At 59.8% G+C, this 16,434-nt stretch carries 13 protein-coding genes and 1 tRNA gene; 5 read left to right on the top strand and 9 right to left on the bottom strand.

What is annotated here, in order from left to right:
* Nucleotides 1–71: 71 nt before the first annotated feature.
* Nucleotides 72–1,997, bottom strand: coding sequence for a phosphodiesterase DibA (gene dibA, locus PSH97_RS00900; protein WP_305447736.1), 1,926 nt, complete (start codon nucleotides 1,995–1,997; stop codon nucleotides 72–74).
* A 148-nt stretch (nucleotides 1,998–2,145) separates the two neighbouring features.
* Here dibA and desA point away from each other — a divergent pair, with 148 nt between their 5' ends.
* Nucleotides 2,146–3,330, top strand: a complete 1,185-nt coding sequence (gene desA / locus PSH97_RS00895; protein WP_305447735.1) for a delta-9 fatty acid desaturase DesA — start codon at nucleotides 2,146–2,148, stop codon at nucleotides 3,328–3,330.
* Nucleotides 3,331–3,579: 249 nt separating this feature from the next.
* Nucleotides 3,580–4,569: a GGDEF domain-containing protein gene (locus PSH97_RS00890; protein WP_305447734.1), complete on the top strand. Its 990-nt coding sequence runs from the start codon at nucleotides 3,580–3,582 to the stop codon at nucleotides 4,567–4,569.
* Nucleotides 4,570–4,702: 133 nt separating this feature from the next.
* Here PSH97_RS00890 and PSH97_RS00885 read toward each other — a convergent pair whose 3' ends face one another.
* The 3 genes from PSH97_RS00885 to gabD all read right to left on the bottom strand — a co-directional run bounded on the left by PSH97_RS00885 (nucleotide 4,703) and on the right by gabD (nucleotide 8,962).
* Nucleotides 4,703–5,917, bottom strand: a complete 1,215-nt coding sequence (locus PSH97_RS00885) for a response regulator (RefSeq protein WP_305447733.1) — start codon at nucleotides 5,915–5,917, stop codon at nucleotides 4,703–4,705.
* Between the two features lie 135 nt (nucleotides 5,918–6,052).
* The gene (gene gabT / locus PSH97_RS00880; protein WP_305447732.1) at nucleotides 6,053–7,330 is read right to left on the bottom strand and encodes a 4-aminobutyrate--2-oxoglutarate transaminase; all 1,278 of its coding nucleotides are present in this window, start codon (nucleotides 7,328–7,330) and stop codon (nucleotides 6,053–6,055) included.
* Nucleotides 7,331–7,519: 189 nt separating this feature from the next.
* Nucleotides 7,520–8,962 (bottom strand): NADP-dependent succinate-semialdehyde dehydrogenase, encoded by a 1,443-nt coding sequence (gabD, locus tag PSH97_RS00875; RefSeq protein WP_008068633.1) that lies wholly within the window; start codon nucleotides 8,960–8,962, stop codon nucleotides 7,520–7,522.
* 349 nt (nucleotides 8,963–9,311) lie between these two features.
* Here gabD and PSH97_RS00870 point away from each other — a divergent pair.
* A tRNA-Arg gene (locus PSH97_RS00870) sits at nucleotides 9,312–9,388 on the top strand.
* Nucleotides 9,389–10,119: 731 nt separating this feature from the next.
* Nucleotides 10,120–10,413, top strand: coding sequence for a DUF3077 domain-containing protein (locus tag PSH97_RS00865; RefSeq protein ID WP_305447731.1), 294 nt, complete (start codon nucleotides 10,120–10,122; stop codon nucleotides 10,411–10,413).
* Between the two features lie 466 nt (nucleotides 10,414–10,879).
* On the opposite strand, the gene PSH97_RS00860 is transcribed toward PSH97_RS00865, so the two are convergent.
* The 5 genes from PSH97_RS00860 to PSH97_RS00840 form a co-directional block, all read right to left on the bottom strand.
* Complete coding sequence (locus PSH97_RS00860; RefSeq protein WP_241015327.1) at nucleotides 10,880–11,149, bottom strand: hypothetical protein; 270 nt, start codon at nucleotides 11,147–11,149, stop codon at nucleotides 10,880–10,882.
* Between the two features lie 20 nt (nucleotides 11,150–11,169).
* A complete protein-coding gene (locus PSH97_RS00855) occupies nucleotides 11,170–11,769 on the bottom strand; it encodes a hypothetical protein (protein WP_305447730.1) in 600 nt (199 codons plus the stop codon).
* Nucleotides 11,766–12,347, bottom strand: coding sequence for an RNA polymerase sigma factor (locus tag PSH97_RS00850; protein ID WP_305447729.1), 582 nt, complete (start codon nucleotides 12,345–12,347; stop codon nucleotides 11,766–11,768). Before PSH97_RS00850 ends, PSH97_RS00855 begins: the two co-directional genes overlap by 4 nt.
* 8 nt (nucleotides 12,348–12,355) lie before the next feature.
* A complete protein-coding gene (locus PSH97_RS00845; RefSeq protein ID WP_305447728.1) occupies nucleotides 12,356–14,089 on the bottom strand; it encodes a VWA domain-containing protein in 1,734 nt (577 codons plus the stop codon).
* Nucleotides 14,090–14,175: 86 nt separating this feature from the next.
* Nucleotides 14,176–14,736, bottom strand: a complete 561-nt coding sequence (locus tag PSH97_RS00840) for a YbhB/YbcL family Raf kinase inhibitor-like protein (RefSeq protein ID WP_305447727.1) — start codon at nucleotides 14,734–14,736, stop codon at nucleotides 14,176–14,178.
* Between the two features lie 139 nt (nucleotides 14,737–14,875).
* Here PSH97_RS00840 and PSH97_RS00835 point away from each other — a divergent pair, with 139 nt between their 5' ends.
* Complete coding sequence (locus PSH97_RS00835; protein ID WP_305447726.1) at nucleotides 14,876–16,405, top strand: apoptosis inducing factor family protein; 1,530 nt, start codon at nucleotides 14,876–14,878, stop codon at nucleotides 16,403–16,405.
* The last annotated feature ends 29 nt before the right edge of the window (nucleotides 16,406–16,434 follow it).

Genomic DNA, 16,434 nt, shown 5'->3' with positions numbered 1-16,434 from the left:
ACGCTCTGCGTCACTGATCGAGAGGTGACGCAGAGCGTCACTGGATGCATTCCCACGCAGCGTGGGAACGATCAGCGCGGGAGAATCACTGGCGCCCGGGTCCAATCCAATGATGCCGCCGGCATCGGCCGCCCAAACCAGTACCCTTGCCCCAAATCGCAGTCGTGCTCGAGCAGGAAACTCGCCTGCTCGGCCTGCTCGACCCCCTCGGCATGCACTTGCATCCCCATGCTCTGCGCCAGCGCAATGATTATCCGCGCGATCGCCGCGTCATCCTCATCACCCGGCAAGCCTGCGACAAATCCCTGATCGATCTTGAGCTTTTGCACCGGCAAACGCTTGAGCCGCAGCAATGATGAATAGCCCGTGCCGAAATCATCGATGGCCAGCCTCACGCCCAACTCGCGCAAGCGATGCATCTGTTCCAACGCCACTTCCGGGTCTTCCATCACCGCGCTTTCGGTGACTTCCAGCTCCAGATACGCAGGATCCAGGCCAGTATCGTGCAGCACCTGAGCCACCTGCTGATACAACTCGCGTCGGGCGAACAGGCGAGAAGAAACATTCACCGCGACAAACGACAACACCACGCCCGCCGCTTGCCACAGGCACATCTGCTGGCAGGCCTGGCGCATGATCCAGGCATCGATCTCAGCGATCAGCCCCGTGCGTTCGGCAATAGGGATAAATTCAGCCGGCGACACCAGCCCGCGTTGCGGATGCTCCCAGCGCACCAGCGCCTCGACGCCGATCAGGCGACTGGTTTTGAGGTCATGCACAGGCTGGTAATAAACCCGCAATTCCTGCTGCTCCAGCGCTCGGCGCAATTCGAATGCGATCTCAACGCGTTGCTGGGCATGCGCGGTCAGTTCTTCGGTGTAGAGAGCGTAGCCGTCGCGGCCAGCGCTCTTGGCCTTGAACAGCGCCGAGTCGGCGTTGCGCAACAGTTGCTCGGCACTCAAGGCATCGCTGGGGAACAGGCTGATGCCGATGCTGGCGTTGATAAATAGCGGATGCCCGTTGATCTGGAACGGTTCTTTAAGGCCATCGATGACCCGCTGAGCCAGCGCCGCGGCGTGCCCCGGTTGCGGGCAGTTTTCAGCCAATACCGCAAATTCATCGCCACTGAGTCGCGCCAGTGTGATGTCAGGGCCGAACAAGGCGTTCAGGCGCTCAGCCACGCCCTTGAGCAGCTGATCGCCGACACTGTGGCCGAGACTGTCGTTAATCAACTTGAAGTGGTCCAGATCGATCATCAACAACGCGCAACCGCGCTTATGGACCTGCGCCGAAACCACGGCCTGCCCGGCACGGTCGGTAAGCAGCAGGCGATTGGGCAGATCGGTCAACGGATCGTGATGGGCCAGGTGCGTCAGTTCATGTTCGGACTTCTTGATCGCGCTGATGTCGGAAAACACCGCAACGTACTGGCTGAACTGGCCCTGATCATCGTGAATGAGACGGATCGTCTGCCATTGCGGGTAGATCTCGCCGCTTTTGCGACGGTTCCAGATTTCCCCGCTCCACTCGCCGAGGCTGTCGAGTGTGGCGAACATCGCCTGGTAGAAACCCGGCGGGTGATGGCCCGACTTGAACATGTTCGGTCGCTGACCCAACACCTCCTCGCGCTGGTAGCCGGTGATTTCCATGAACGCCCGGTTCACATGGACGATCAAGCCTTTGCTATCAGTGACCAGCACCCCTTCACGAGTGCAATCGAACACCGCTGCCGCCTGACGCAAACGCTCCCGGTCTGCAGTGCGCTCACGCAATTTGGCGCCGACGCCCAGGCAGCGAAACAATCGGGCCCGCGCAATAAAGATTAGCCCGGCGCTGAACGCCACCCAGGCATAACCGTTGATCAGTTGCCAGCGCAGCAGGTCGGTGGAACTATCGAAGAACCTGTTCAATAAATAACCACTAAACTGGAGCCAGGCTACGGAAAGCACCAGATAGAGCAGCGCTGCACGCAAAGCATCGCGATATGTTGCTGACATTAGAGCGTCCATGTCCCTACAAAAAAGGCTGGAATTATAGATTAAAGAAACATCCGGCCACTCTTATCTGAAAGGGCGACTGGTTTTATCTGTGGGCTAAGTGATAATGCAACGGCTGTTTTTTTCTTTATCGAGGGTCCTATAGGCTATGTGGTACGAAGGTTTTCTTGGCTTATCGCCCTGGTCACTGGTGGCAGTCACCCTACTGATGACCCACGTGACGATCGTCGGCGTCACGGTTTATCTGCATCGCTATTCAGCCCATCGCTCGCTTGAGCTCAATGCCGGCCTGAAACATTTCTTCCGCTTCTGGCTGTGGTTGACCACGGCGCAGAACACCCGCGAGTGGACGGCTATCCACCGCAAGCACCACGCCAAATGCGAAACCGTCGATGACCCGCACAGCCCGGTCATCAAGGGTCTGTCCACCGTTCTGCGCAAAGGCGCCGAGCTGTACCGCGCCGAAGCGGAAAACCCCGAGACTCTGCGCATCTACGGCAAGAACTGCCCCGAAGACTGGATCGAACGCAACCTCTACAGCCGCTTCCCGCTGCTGGGCGTGGCGATCATGGGCGTCATCGACCTGCTGCTGTTCGGCACCATTGGCATCACCATCTGGGCCATCCAGATGATGTGGATCCCGGTGTGGGCCGCCGGCGTGGTCAATGGCCTGGGCCATGCCATCGGCTACCGCAACTTCGAATGCCGCGATGCGGCGACCAATCTGGTGCCCTGGGGCATCCTGATCGGCGGCGAAGAACTGCATAACAACCATCACACCTACCCTAACTCCGCCAAACTGTCGGTGAAGAAATGGGAATTCGACCTCGGCTGGGCCTGGATCCAGGTCTTCAGCTTCCTGCGTCTGGCCAAGGTCCAGCGGGTCGCGCCGATCGCCCACCGTGTCGAAGGCAAAGGCAGCCTGGACATGGACACCGCCATGGCGATCCTCAACAACCGCTTCCAGATCATGGCCCAGTACCGCAAGCTGGTGATCGCGCCGCTGGTCAAGCAAGAGCTGGAAAAGGTCGATCACTCGGTCCGTCACCAGTTCCACCGGGCCAAGCGTTTGCTGTCGCGGGAAACCAGCCTGCTGGACGACAAACACCATATGCGCATCCAGACCATGCTCGAGCACAGCCAGGCGCTGAAGGTAATTTACGAAAAACGCCTGGCCTTGCAACAGATCTGGGTCAAGACCAGCTCAAATGGTCACGACATGCTGGCCGCCATCAAGGATTGGGTACACGAGGCCGAGGCCAGCGGGATTCAATCCCTGCGCGACTTCGCCGACCAACTGAAAACCTACTCCCTGCGCCCCGCCACGGCCTGACCCTGAATCAAGGGCACACCTGTGGCGAGGGAGCTTGCTCCCGCTCGGCTGCGCAGCAGCCGCAATACCTGACGACGCGTTTTAACTGAAAAAACGCGTCGCCAGTACCGCCCGGCGGGAGCAAGCTCCCTCACCACGAAGAGCGGGAACTTCGGTCCAAATCCCCTATCTCAAAGACACTTCGCCATTCAGGCGGGCTTTGTTCTGGCCGCTGTCGAAATAGCGGCACGCCCTTTGAGACTTGTGCCGATGGTCCATAAAAACCTACAAGACACATCCCTTCCACAGTGGCCCGAGGCCGCGCAAACCCTGATGGCGCTGATGCATGCCCAGGGTGAAGTGGCGCGCCTGAGCGAACGCGAACAGCTGTTCAGTTCGCTGCTGGTCAGCGTCAACGCCGTACTTTGGGCCTACAACTGGGAAACCCGTCAGGTGCTCTACGTCAGCCCGGCCTATGACCGGATTTTCGGCCGCCCCGCCGGTCTCTTGTTGTCCGACTACAACCACTGGCGCGACAGCGTCTATCCCGACGATCTGGACTACGCCGAACGCAGCCTTGCGCAAGTGTTGGTCAAAGGTGCCGTTGAAGACCGCGAGTATCGGATCATCGCTGCCGACGGTCAGGTGCGCTGGCTCAGCGACAAGTGCTTCATCAACCGTCAGGCCGAACCGGGCCAACCGGTGATCATCGTCGGCATTGCCGAAGACATCACCGAGAAAAAGCAGATGGAAGCCGAGCTGCAACGCCTGGCCAGCACCGATGTGCTGACCCAAAGCAGCAATCGCCGACACTTCTTCGAGTGCGCTAATCGTGAATTCGAGCAGGCGCGATTGAACGGTTCGCCGATGGCGTTCCTGCTGCTGGACATCGATGACTTCAAAGTGGTCAACGACACCTACGGCCATCAGGAAGGCGATAAGGTGCTGCAACGCATCGCCGAGAGCGGCCGCGCGGCGCTGCGGCGTGGTGATTTGTTCGGGCGGATTGGCGGCGAGGAGTTCGCCGCGGTGTTCCCCGGCTGTGCACCGGATATGGCCATGCAAGTGGCCGAGCGCCTGCAACGGGAGATTCAGCGCTTGAGTTTCAGCCATAGCGGCCAGACGTTCGGCATCACCGTCAGCCAGGGCCTGAGCAGCCTCACACCCGATGATGAAAACCTCGACAGCCTGTTCGCCCGCGCCGATGCGGCGATGTACCAGGCCAAGCGGCAGGGCAAGAATCGCATCATTTCTGGCTGAACCCGAATAGAAAACTCGATGCAAAACTTTTGGGAGCGGGCTTGCCCGCGATGGCGGACTATCAGCCTAAATCAATGCTGAATGTCAGACTCTCATCGCGGGCAAGCCCGCTCCCACAGGTATTGCATAAAGCTTATTTTTTGCGCAAACGCATCAGTTCCGGCAATCCAATCTTGAGCAATCGTGCCGTACGGCTTTTGGACAACGCCTCGATCCCCTCATGCTCGGTCAGGCGCGCCAGTTGCGCGGCCATGTTCATCACCAGCGCTTCGCGGGAGTAAACCCCACCACCGAACTGGTAAACCGCCGCAATCAGCTCTCGCAGCTCCAAAGGCAGGCGCCAGCGGGCCCGCAGCGCCGAACCGTAAGCCGCGCCGAACTCGGCGAGTGCATCGCCGACTTCCTGCCATTCATCCAGCTCACCACCGGCCTGCTTCCACTCCTGCAAACAACGCAGCAACGCCAAGTCGCCGAGGCAATGCAGCATGCCTGCGCAATAACAGCGCGCCTGATCCAGATCCAGCAAACGCGCCAACGTTCGCGCGTATTCGGCGGTATGCAGGGACAACTCCCAATAACGCTCGGCATAATCCGCCAGCTGCGGATCGCTGAGCCGGGCACTGCGCTTGAGGGCAAGGCCCAGAATCAGATTCATGCTTTGCCCGGTACCCAAGCGATGCAGCGCTTGAGCCAGAGTTTGCACAGCGACGCCATGATGCTGGGCCGCGCTGTTGGCAGCGGCGATCAGGACAGCGGTAATTTGCGGGTCGGTGCGGATTTCATCTTCCAGCCGTGTCAGATCGAGGCCATTGGGATTGAGGCTGCGTTTGATCGCCACCTGCACGTCGGTCATCAACGGCGCCCCCTCCGCCAGTTCGCGCCGCCGCTCCAGGTACACCGACAAGGTCATGCCTGGCGCCAATGACGGCACCTCGCACGACACCTCTTCACCGGCGTTCAGCAACAAATCCTGCAGGCGCTGGGTCAGGTTTTCCATGTTCAAGGGTTTGGTCAGGTACGCCGTCGGCGCCAAGGGCAAGACTTCGCGCACGCTGGCGCTGTCGTTGCGGCTGCTCATCAGAATGAAGGGCAGCGGCGGGTTACGCTTGCGCTGACGTACACTGCGCAAGACGTTCAGGCCATCGACGCCGGGCAACTCCCAGTCGACGATCACCAAGTCGTAAGGATTTTCCGCCAACAGGTGCAGTGTCTCCTGGCCATCGGCACACAGGTCCAGCCGTGCGTCGCAGCGCACATTCAACAACACCTGCTTGAGCAGGTCGCGGGACCAAGGGTCGGCCTCGGCAATCAGCACACGCGGTACAGCAGGTAAAACGACAGCAGTCATCGCACACTCCAACGGCAATGCTTGCACCTTAGTCAATGATGGCCATTCGATACAGAGCACTTACCCCCTGATGCTTTCAAGCGGTATAAAAAAACCCGCCGAAGCGGGTTTTTTGTCGATCAGGTCACAAATGCATCAGAGCTCGGCGAAGCACTCTTCCATGATCGCCAGGCCTTTATCCAGCAGCTCGTCCGACGCAGTCAGCGGTACCAGCACGCGCAGAACGTTGCCGTAGGTGCCGCACGACAGCAGGATCAGGCCCTTGTCGCGCGCCTTGGCCACAACGGCGGCTACAGCAGTCGGGTTCGGCTTGTGGCTGTCGCCGTTTTCGAACAGCTCGACAGCGATCATCGCGCCCAAGGCACGCACGTCGCCGATCACCGGGTACTTGGCCTGGATAGCTTTCAGGCCAGTCACCAGACGCTCGCCGACCGCTTTGCAGCGATCCAGCAGGTGCTCTTCTTCGAACACTTCCATCACGGCCAGGGCCGCGGCGCAAGCGATCGGGCTACCGGCGTAAGTGCCGCCCAGGCCGCCCGGAGCGATGGCGTCCATGTATTCGGCCTTGCCGCACACGCCGGCCAGCGGGAAGCCGCCAGCGATGGATTTGGCGAAGGTGGTCAGGTCGGCGGCAACGCCCATCTGTTCCATCGCGAAGAAAGTGCCGGTACGGCCAGCGCCAGTCTGCACTTCGTCCGCGATCAACAGAATGCCGTGCTGGTCGCACAGGGCGCGCAGACGCTTCATGAACTCTTTAGGCGCGACGTAGAAACCACCTTCGCCCTGAACCGGCTCGATGATGATGGCAGCGATGTCACGCGGCTCGGCGTCGTTCTTGAAGATGCGCTCGATGCTGGCGATCGAATCGTCGATGCTCACACCGTGCAATTCGTTCGGGTACAGCGCGCGGAAGATGCCGCCTGGCATCAGGCCCATGCCGGCCGAGTAAGGCACGACTTTACCGGTCAGGCCCAAGGTCATCATGGTGCGACCGTGGTAAGCGCCGGTGAACGCGATCACGCCGGCACGGCCAGTGGCGGCGCGGGCGATTTTCACGGCATTTTCCACGGCTTCGGAGCCGGTGGTCACCAGCAGGGTTTTCTTGGCGAAATCACCCGGCACCTTGGCGTTGATTTTTTCGCACACTTCCACATACGGCTCGTAGGCCAGAACCTGGAAGCAGGTGTGGGTCAGCTTGTTCAGCTGCTCGGTGACGGCGGCGATGATTTTCGGGTGCACGTGACCGGTGTTCAGCACGGCGATACCGCCGGCGAAGTCGATGAACTCGCGACCTTCAACGTCGGTCACTGTGGCGTTCTTCGCGTGGTCGGCGAAGATCGGGTGAATCTGGCCAACACCGCGCGGTACAGCGGCTTCGCGGCGTTTCATCAGGGATGCGTTAGTCTTGCTCATAGTGTCCTCATTCACCGCTCATCGGGCGGCGTGGTTCAAGGAAAATGCGGCGGGGAGGCAACTACGGCAGCATGCGATGATCGACTGCCACAGCTTTCCCGGCCACAGAGAAAATTCCGTTTGAAACGTCGCAAAGGGACAGCGCTCTCGTGCCCTTTGCGCTTGAAGCAATGCCTTGCCTTGCCGGACTCAGATGCCCAGGCAGAGGTATTTGATTTCCAGGTAATCTTCGATGCCGTACTTGGAGCCTTCACGGCCCAGGCCCGACGCCTTGATGCCGCCGAACGGCGCGACTTCGTTGGAGATCAACCCGGTATTGACGCCGACCATGCCGTATTCCAGGGCTTCAGCCACACGGAACACACGGCCCAGGTCACGCGCATAGAAGTACGAGGCCAGGCCGAACTCGGTGTCGTTGGACATCGCGATCACGTCGGCTTCGTCTTTGAAACGGAACAGCGGCGCCAATGGACCGAAGGTTTCTTCCTTGGCCACCGCAGCGTTGTTCGGCACATTGGTCAGGATGGTCGGCTCGAAGAAATTGCCTTGCATGCTCTTGCCGCCCGCCAGCACGGTAGCGCCTTTGCCGACAGCGTCAGCAATGTGCTCTTGCACCTTGGCCACGGCTTTTTCGTCGATCAGCGGGCCAGTGGTGGTGCCGTCTTCCAGACCGTTGCCGATTTTGAGTTTGGCCACGGCCACTTTCAGTTTTTCGGCGAACGCGTCGTAGACCGAATCCTGAATGTACAGGCGGTTGGCGCAGACGCAGGTCTGGCCGTTGTTGCGGTACTTGGAAATGATCGCGCCTTCGACGGCCTTATCCAGGTCCGCGTCGTCGAACACGATGAACGGCGCGTTGCCGCCCAGTTCCAGCGAGACTTTCTTGATGTCCTTGGCGCACTCGGTCATCAACTGACGACCGATTTCCGTCGAACCGGTGAACGACAGTTTGCGTACGATCGGGTTGCCTGTCAGCTCGCTGCCAATGTCGCCGGCGCTGCCGGTCACCACACTGAACACGCCGTTCGGAATACCGGCGCGCTGAGCCAGTTCAGCCAAGGCGAATGCAGAGAACGGCGTTTGCGAAGCAGGCTTGAGCACCATGGTGCAACCGGCGGCCAGGGCCGGGCCTGCTTTACGGGTGATCATCGCGGCCGGGAAGTTCCACGGAGTGATCGCTGCGGTCACGCCGATCGGCTGCTTGATCACGATCAGGCGCTTGTCTGGCTGGTGCCCCGGAATCACGTCACCGTAAACGCGCTTGGCTTCTTCGGCGAACCACTCGATAAAGGAAGCGGCGTAAACGATCTCGCCCTTGGCTTCGGCCAATGGCTTGCCCTGCTCAAGGGTCATCAGGCGAGCCAGGTCGTCCTGGTTCTCGATGATCAGCTCGAACCAGCGACGCAGTTTGTTCGCGCGCTCCTTGGCGGTCAGTCCACGCCAGGCCGGCAGCGCTTTGTCAGCGGCTTCGATTGCACGACGGGTTTCAGCAGCGCCCATTTTCGGCACAGTGCCCAGAATTTCGCCCGTTGCCGGGTTATTGACCTTGATCGTCTGACCGTTGTCCGCATCGACCCAAGCGCCATCGATAAAGGCTTGCTGGCGGAACAACTGGGTGTCTTTAAGCTGCATGTCGGCTTTCCTTAACAGCACCGCGGCACGCGCGGAGCGAATTATGATTATAGAAAGGCGCCTTATAGGCTGCCGTCAGGGAAATCATTCACCGGGCTGAAGCACATAAATAACGCACTGATCGAACTCGTGCGGTTCAGCACCCAGACAAGAGCGTTTGAAATCTCAAACGAATCCTAGGATCAAAGGGGGTAAAGGACAATAGGCTGTTCGAAAAAAAGAACGAAAACGCCGCATTTGCCTATTTTTCCGGATCAGCGTAGCAAACGCCGGTTACGCTTTGGAAAAACGCAGGCGATTCAGCGGCATGGACGCCCGCAGTGCATATGAGTATCATGGCGCCCGCATTGCACCAGTAGCTCAGCTGGATAGAGTACTGCCCTCCGAAGGCAGGGGTCGTGGGTTCGAATCCCGCCTGGTGCACCATACGTAGAAATGAAAAAGCCTCAGATCTTAGGGTCTGGGGCTTTTTTGTGGGTGTTTCGAGCTTCAAGGTGAATCTTCTTGATTTGGGTGAACGTCATCAGGCCATCAAGTGCAACTCCGAGTCACATTTACGGGCTGCATAAGCCGATGGTTCGCGGGCTGAAGGGGCAGTTGTAAACTAAAAGTTTACAACTGCGGCACGCGTCAGTGTCAGACGCGTGCCGGCCTTCGTACATTTCTTGGGTAGTTCCTAGGTGTTTCTTGGGCGGTTTCTTGGGTAGTTTCTTGGGTAGTCAACGGCGACTGATGCTCTGACAATCGCCGTTGCCATTCACCCAATATCCGAGGTTGCAGGAGATCAGCCTGCGCGATACCCTTCCGCCGTCGCTGCCAATTCAGCGACCGGGCTTGGTAACCCGATGGAATAAGGCGCAACAGCGCCCCCAACACGATTGCAGGCGTTTTTTTTCGTCTGTGATCTTGTGTTATGGCGGCTGTGCGTGGGACGTCTTCGGGCGTGCCGGTTTCCTTGATTCCCCGGTTTACCAACCTGCGCACAGCTGCCACCCATTCGCTTGGTATCGGATGCGGCAGCTTCTCAAATCAAGGAAGTGAACTATGCGCAGCATTAATCCGTACAAATTTCGGCTTTTCCCTCACCTCGTTTCCACATCGTGTAACGCCCCACCGCTCGTTTTCATGCACTGCTTCGCCAACATCGGAGGTGGTCAATGAGCGAGCAATCTGAACTGAAAACCATCGGCTTCACACCCTTCCACTACGGCTCTGTTGAACCGCTATTTCGAGTGAATGGTGGCGTGCCCATCAGCGAAGCGTTGGCGCAGGCGTCCGACCTGTTGTTCCTGGCCAAGTCGTTTGCTGAGGATGCTGCCTACTCAAAAGACACTGATCGCCATGCCTGGGCCGCGCACTATTTGACGGCGATGGGTAAGGCTGTGATTGATGATGTGGTGAAAGTTTTGACACGACCACCGCAGACGGCGTCGCAACAAGCCGCAGAATAGCGGCAACTCACCCTTGAAATGCGCCCCGATTTTTCGGGGCCTCCAAAACTGTTAGATGTGAACGCGTGGCCCCGCTCTAAATACCTCCCCCCGAGCAGTCTCAGCACCGAAGCGCATCAACCGACAGGGGCCGTGTTGTGGGCGATTGTAAGGGCTGAGGACTTCTCGCCAACTGCCGGTAGGCACTGGTGATCCAGACAAGACAGGAGCAACCGTCAAGGAAAACTTGATAGTTCAAATCGCTGTCACGCGTCAGGTAGCTGCGTCACTACCAATGATCATCGCCGTAACAAACTATTTCTTGGGTAGTTCTTAGTAGTTCTTGGGTAGCTTCTTGGGTAGTCGGCGACATTACTGCTAGCGCTCCCCCCCACACCTGTTGCGTAAAACACGCATAAACACACCTTGATGAACTCCAGATCAAACAGCGCTTCTTTAATGGCAAAAAACCGCCGAAGCGGTTTTTTCATTCAGTAGTCCAGTCAAACTCGTCGTACTCATCATCGTCTTCTTCGTCCTCGATCAACTCATCATCAAGAACGTCTTCCTCAAGATCCTCTTCTGCCTGCTTCGCCAGAAGAAACTCCTTACGACTCTCAGTCACTGCTCGCCTTAATTCCTCACCCTTCACCGGGCAGTTGAGCATTTGGGCGATGCGGTCGATTTTTTGGGCCACGGCATCCTCCAACGCATCGGCTATGGGCTGATAGTGCGCGCTTTCGGGTGTTGTTGCCAAATCGTCGACCGCTGTTCAGCTCATTTTTTCTGCAATTCCTTGAGTTTTGCCGCAAGGTTTTCCTTGGGAAAGCGCTTATGCAATGTCGTCATCAGCGCCTCGGCGGCTTGGGTTTGTCCGGCGTCTTGCAGGCGTATCACTTCACGTAATTGATCATCCAGTGACTTAACCGGCGCGGCGGCGCGTTTGCTGAGTTTGGCTTCGTCGGCCATTTCGCTGTTGATCGATTCACGTTGCATAGGTGCAGCAAAATCCGCCATCGGCGCAGCCGGTGCGGGCGCAGCCTGGGAGCGCGCGGCGGCTTCCGGTTTGGCGAGCGGTGCGGACGCTTTGGGCGCGGGGGCGAAGTCATAACTCGGTAGTTGTTCGGGTGTGCGCTGCACCAGGGCCAGCATCAGGGCCACGCCAACGAGGCTGGCGAATGCCACTTGCCAGCGGGGTTGTTGGCAGGCGCGGAGCCAGCGTTGCCACAGGTTCGGCTTCGGTTTGGGGGCTTCGCGGTGGGCGGTGGCGAGGATGAAGGCGTCGAGGTGCGCCGGTGGTTCGCCGCTGCTGCGATCGCGGTAATGCTTGAGCACTTCATCGTCGGGCGATGACGGTGTTTGTTTGGCGTCAGTCATGTCAGTACCTCCTCGGCCAGCAGCCGACGCAGTTTTTGCTGGGCGTAGCGCAAGCGGCTTTTAACGGTTTCCAGCGGTGTTTCGGTGAGGGTGGCGATCTGCGGCAGGTCAAGGTCGCCGTGGGCGCGTAGCAGGAACACTTCGCGCTGGTCGGCGGGCAGGGTTTGCAGGGCGGCTTCGAGGCGTTGGCTGTCGCGGCTCAGGCTCAGCAGTTGTTCGGGGTCGGCGGCGTCGTCGATCAGTGCGTGGGCCTGTTCGTCATAGCTGTCGTGCAAGGGGTTGTGGATGCCATGTTTGCGCCAGTGATCGATCAGGCGGTTACGGGCAATCTGGTAGAGCCAGGTACGAAAGTTCGCCCGGCCTTGTGGCTGACTGGTGCTGCGGATCAGGCTCAGCCAGGTTTCCTGATAGACCTCTTCGGCAAGTTCGGGTTTACCGCTGAGGCCGAGGAGAAATCGATACAGGCCCTGGCGGTGGCGGGCGTACAAAACTTCGAACGCCGCCCCGTCGCCAGAGCGATAACGCGCCAGCAGCGATTCATCGCTGCCGGCGGTTGAGCTGATTGCAGGATCGGACATATCAGCTTTCACTCTATCCGGTTGTCATTGGGCGGTTGATTCGAGGCGGTCGAGCTTCGCAGGCTCTGCGCCAGCTCCACCAGCTGCACGAATTCACTGCGCAGGCCGAATTGGTCATCGCCTCGTGCGCCACGGGCCAGGGCTTCGGTGTCTTTCAGGCTGAAATCACCGGTGTAGCGTCCGTCCTTGAGCTGCTGGGAAAACGCAGCGACGGCGGCGGCAAAGCGCAGATCATCGCTGGCGGCCGAGAGTTTACCGGCCTCGCCCTTCAGGATTGGCCGCTCGATCAAGCGACTATTCCCACCTTCCGGCAACTGATAACGCACCCGCAGCATCGCCAATTCTCCGTTTTTTGCGGAAGCCTCGGCCCCAGGATTGGCATAGCGTAGCGGTTCCAGCCAGCCCTTCTCACCCTTGGGCACAATTTCGTACAGCGCCGTCACCGTATGCCCTGCACCGATTTCTCCGGCGTCGACTTTGTCGTTGCTGAAATCCTCACGCTTCAAGGCGCGGTTCTCATAGCCCAACAGCCGATATTCACTGACCTGCGCCGGGTTGAACTCCACCTGCAGCTTCACGTTTTTCGCTACTACTGCGAGGGTCGAGCCGAGCTGATCCACCAGCACTTTGCGCGCTTCGCGCAGGTTGTCGATGTAGGCGTAGTTGCCGTCGCCAGCATCGGCCAGTTGTTCCATCAGGTGTTCATTGTAGTTATCCACACCAAAACCCAGGGTAGTCAGAGAGACGCCGGTCTTGCGTTTATCCACAGCCATTTGCTTGAGGCTGTCGAAGTCGCTGATGCCGACGTTGAAGTCACCGTCGGTGGACAGCAGGATGCGGTTGATGCCTTTGGGGATAAACGCCTGTTGGGCCATTTGATAAGCCAGTTCGATACCCGACGCGCCGGCGGTCGAGCCGCCTGCGGTCAATTGATCAATGGCGGTACGAATTTTCGCTTTTTCCCGTCCGGACGTTGGCTCCAGCACCACACGGGATTCTCCGGCGTAGACCACCAGCGAAATCCGGTCCTGCTCGCGCAGTTGATCGACCAGCAATTTCAGGGTGCTTTTGACCAGAGGCAAGCCTTCGCGACGGTCCATTGAGCCGGACACGTCCACCAGAAACACCAGGTTCGCCGGGGCCAGCTCCGCCACCGTGCGGTCGGAGGCCTTGATGCCGATGCGCAGCAATCGGGTATGCGGGTTCCAGGGTGATGGCGCCAGTTCGGTGGTCACGCCAAATGGCGAGCCGTCGGTGGGCAAGGCGTAATCGTAGGGGAAATAATTGACCAGTTCCTCCAGCCGCACCGCCCCTTCCGGGGGTAAACGCCCCTGATTGAGCAAGCGCCGGACGTTGGCGTAAGCGCCGGTATCGACATCGGCGCTGAAGGTCGAGACCGGCGCTTCGGCCACGCTGTGAATCGGGTTATCGGCCAGCGCCTGATATTGCTCACGCTGTTCATCCCGGTAGCCCTGTGGATAAGCCTCACCCGCCGGCGTTGGCGCGAAAGCAACCAAGGGCGCCGGTCGCGCGCTGCGCTTGGCCATTGCGGTGTCCGCCATGACCGCTTCGCGCACCAATGCTTCAGTTTTCGGCGCATTTTGCGCCGGGGGCGCAACCGCCGCTGGATTGCCCGTCTCAGAGGCTGGTGTGGATGAACCGCCGCAACCGGCAACGGTCAGCAGCAACCCGGCGGCGAAACCCTGGGCGGCCGGGCGGAGGAAATGCAGAGGGAGGGACATGGGGGCTGACCTCAGGAGGAAATTGCTCATTCATCCTCTGAGACGGACAGCCCGCCGGGTTCGGGTTAACTCACCGGAAAAAATCTTCAGCGGTGATAACGCCGCACCACGCTGCTGTTTTTCAGCACATGGCCTTTGATCTGCTCCATCAGCTGCGCGCGGGTCAGGCCGGCGGGCAAGGCGTCTGGTGCCAGGTCCAGGGCGTAGAGCTGGATGATGTAGTGATGGGAGCTGTCGCCGACGGGCGGGCAAGGGCCAATGTAGCCAGTGGTGCCTTTGCTGTTGCTGCCACTCACGCCTTCGAGGGCGGATTTGGCGCCGACTCCGGCCGGGATCTGACGCGTGGTGGCCTTGATGCCGTAATGAATCCAGTGATCGACGCCCAGGCCTTTCTGGCCGTCCGGGTCGTGCATGACGATGGCGTAGCTGAGGGTGCCCGCAGGGCCTGCATTCCAGCTCAAGGCCGGGGACTGGTTCTTGCCGCCGCAACTGTTGGCATCGCTGGCCGCCGCCGCGGTGAACAGCCGATTGTCCGAAACACCGGGAATGCTGAGGGTGAAACGCTCCTGGGCCTGCGCCGGAAACTGCACGCAAAAGGCGACTGCAACGGCCGCCAGCCAAGGGTTCAAAGAGGTCAATCGGGTCATACCGGAGCACCTTGTGCGGGTGAGGCCATCGTCGGCCCGCAAACTATAGCCGGACCGTTCGTGCGGTGGCAGCGGGAATTGGCTGAACCTCGGAATAAGCGCCAAACTCCTAAGTGAAACACCTGCCTGGAGATCGATCATGGCACTGCATCGCGTCGCCCGTTTCGCCGATGTGCCCCACGACCGTGGCCTTGAAGTCCGGATCGACAAGATGAAAATCGTCTTGCTGCGGGTCGGCGATCAATTGCGCGCCTATCAGGGCAAATGTCCCCACGCCGGGGCTCCGTTGGCCAAAGGTGCGCTGTGTGAGGGCCGGCTGATCTGCCCGTGGCACAAGGCGGCTTATCGACTCGAAGATGGCGCGCTGTGCGAGCCACCGTCCCTGGACAGTCTGCGGCGCTATCCGTTGGAGTTGCGCGACGACGAGGTCTGGGTCGACGACCAGCCGATGCCCAGCCCCAGCACCCCGCCGGCGGACGATCAGCGAACCTTTGTGATCATCGGTGCCGGCGCCGCTGGTACGGCCTGCGCGGCGGCGCTGCGGGAGAAAGGCTTCGGCGGCCGGGTGTTGCTGATCGACCGAGAGCCCGAGGCCGGTTACGACCGCACGGTATTGAGCAAATTCGTAATTGCCGGGGAGATGCCGCCGGACGAAGTGCCGCCGCTGCGCGATGAAGATTTTTATCGCGAACAGCGCATTGAACGGATAAACAGCGATGTATTGGGCCTGGATGCGCCGAACCGGACCCTGCGCCTGGCCGATGGTCAATCGCTGAGCTATGACGCCGCCGTGATCGCCACCGGCGGCATCCCCAAATCCCTGTCGTTGCCGGGCGCCGATCTGCCGCAGGTATTCGTGCTGCGCTCGATGGCGCAGGCGCAGCAGATTCTGACAGCCGCGAAACCCGGTCAACGAGCAGTGATCATCGGCAACAGCTTCATTGGTCTGGAATGCGCTTCATCCCTGCGTCAGTACGGCCTCGACGTCACCGTCCTGGCCCGCCATGCCATCCCTTTCGCGGCGCAATTCGGCGATTCCGTCGGCAAGGCGATTCGTGCCCTGCACGAAGCCAACGGCGTGGTGTTTCATACCGATGGCGAAGCCGCGCAGATCGAAGGCACAGGCAAGGTCGAAGCGGTGCTGCTGGACAACGGTCAGCGCTTGCCGGCGGATCTGGTGCTGGTTGGGATTGGCGTCACCCCGGCGACCACCCCGTTTACCGATCTGCCGAAGGAAAAAGACCAGTCATTGAAGGTCGACGGTGGAATGCGCGTGACCGACGGGCTCTGGGCCGTCGGCGACATCGCGACCTTCCCGCTCAACGGTCAGCCGCAACGGATCGAACACTGGCGCCTGGCTCAGCAACAGGCGCGAATTGCGGCGGCGAATATGCTCGGCGGCGACGAACGCTACCTCGACGTGCCGTACTTCTGGACCTGGCACTTCGGCAAAAACTACGACTACCTCGGACACGCCGAGGCCTGGGACGAGGTTGAATTCAAAGGCGACCCTGACCATCCACCGTTTATCGGCCTGTTCGGCAAGAACGGCGTGGTGGCGGCGGCCGTTGCCTGCGATCAGGAGCGAGCCATGGCAATGCTCGCCGAACGCATGAAACAACCGCTGTCGGTGGACGAGGCCTGGCGCCTGATTCGGGACGTTGGCTAACCGCTTTCCCAATCCTGCGCATCCCCCGG

Source organism: Pseudomonas cucumis (assembly GCF_030687935.1).
GTDB lineage: Bacteria > Pseudomonadota > Gammaproteobacteria > Pseudomonadales > Pseudomonadaceae > Aquipseudomonas > Aquipseudomonas cucumis.
This window is presented reverse-complemented; position numbering and strand designations above follow the sequence as displayed.

Coding starts and splice junctions, on each gene's coding strand:
- PSH97_RS00845 (WP_305447728.1), bottom strand. CDS start 14,089: ATGTCCCTCCCTCTGCATTTCCTCCGCCCGGCCGCCCAGGGTTTCGCC.
- PSH97_RS00850 (WP_305447729.1), bottom strand. CDS start 12,347: ATGTCCGATCCTGCAATCAGCTCAACCGCCGGCAGCGATGAATCGCTG.
- PSH97_RS00890 (WP_305447734.1), top strand. CDS start 3,580: ATGGTCCATAAAAACCTACAAGACACATCCCTTCCACAGTGGCCCGAG.
- desA (WP_305447735.1), top strand. CDS start 2,146: ATGTGGTACGAAGGTTTTCTTGGCTTATCGCCCTGGTCACTGGTGGCA.
- dibA (WP_305447736.1), bottom strand. CDS start 1,997: ATGTCAGCAACATATCGCGATGCTTTGCGTGCAGCGCTGCTCTATCTG.
- PSH97_RS00840 (WP_305447727.1), bottom strand. CDS start 14,736: ATGACCCGATTGACCTCTTTGAACCCTTGGCTGGCGGCCGTTGCAGTC.
- PSH97_RS00855 (WP_305447730.1), bottom strand. CDS start 11,769: ATGACTGACGCCAAACAAACACCGTCATCGCCCGACGATGAAGTGCTC.
- PSH97_RS00885 (WP_305447733.1), bottom strand. CDS start 5,917: ATGACTGCTGTCGTTTTACCTGCTGTACCGCGTGTGCTGATTGCCGAG.
- PSH97_RS00835 (WP_305447726.1), top strand. CDS start 14,876: ATGGCACTGCATCGCGTCGCCCGTTTCGCCGATGTGCCCCACGACCGT.
- gabD (WP_008068633.1), bottom strand. CDS start 8,962: ATGCAGCTTAAAGACACCCAGTTGTTCCGCCAGCAAGCCTTTATCGAT.
- PSH97_RS00865 (WP_305447731.1), top strand. CDS start 10,120: ATGAGCGAGCAATCTGAACTGAAAACCATCGGCTTCACACCCTTCCAC.
- gabT (WP_305447732.1), bottom strand. CDS start 7,330: ATGAGCAAGACTAACGCATCCCTGATGAAACGCCGCGAAGCCGCTGTA.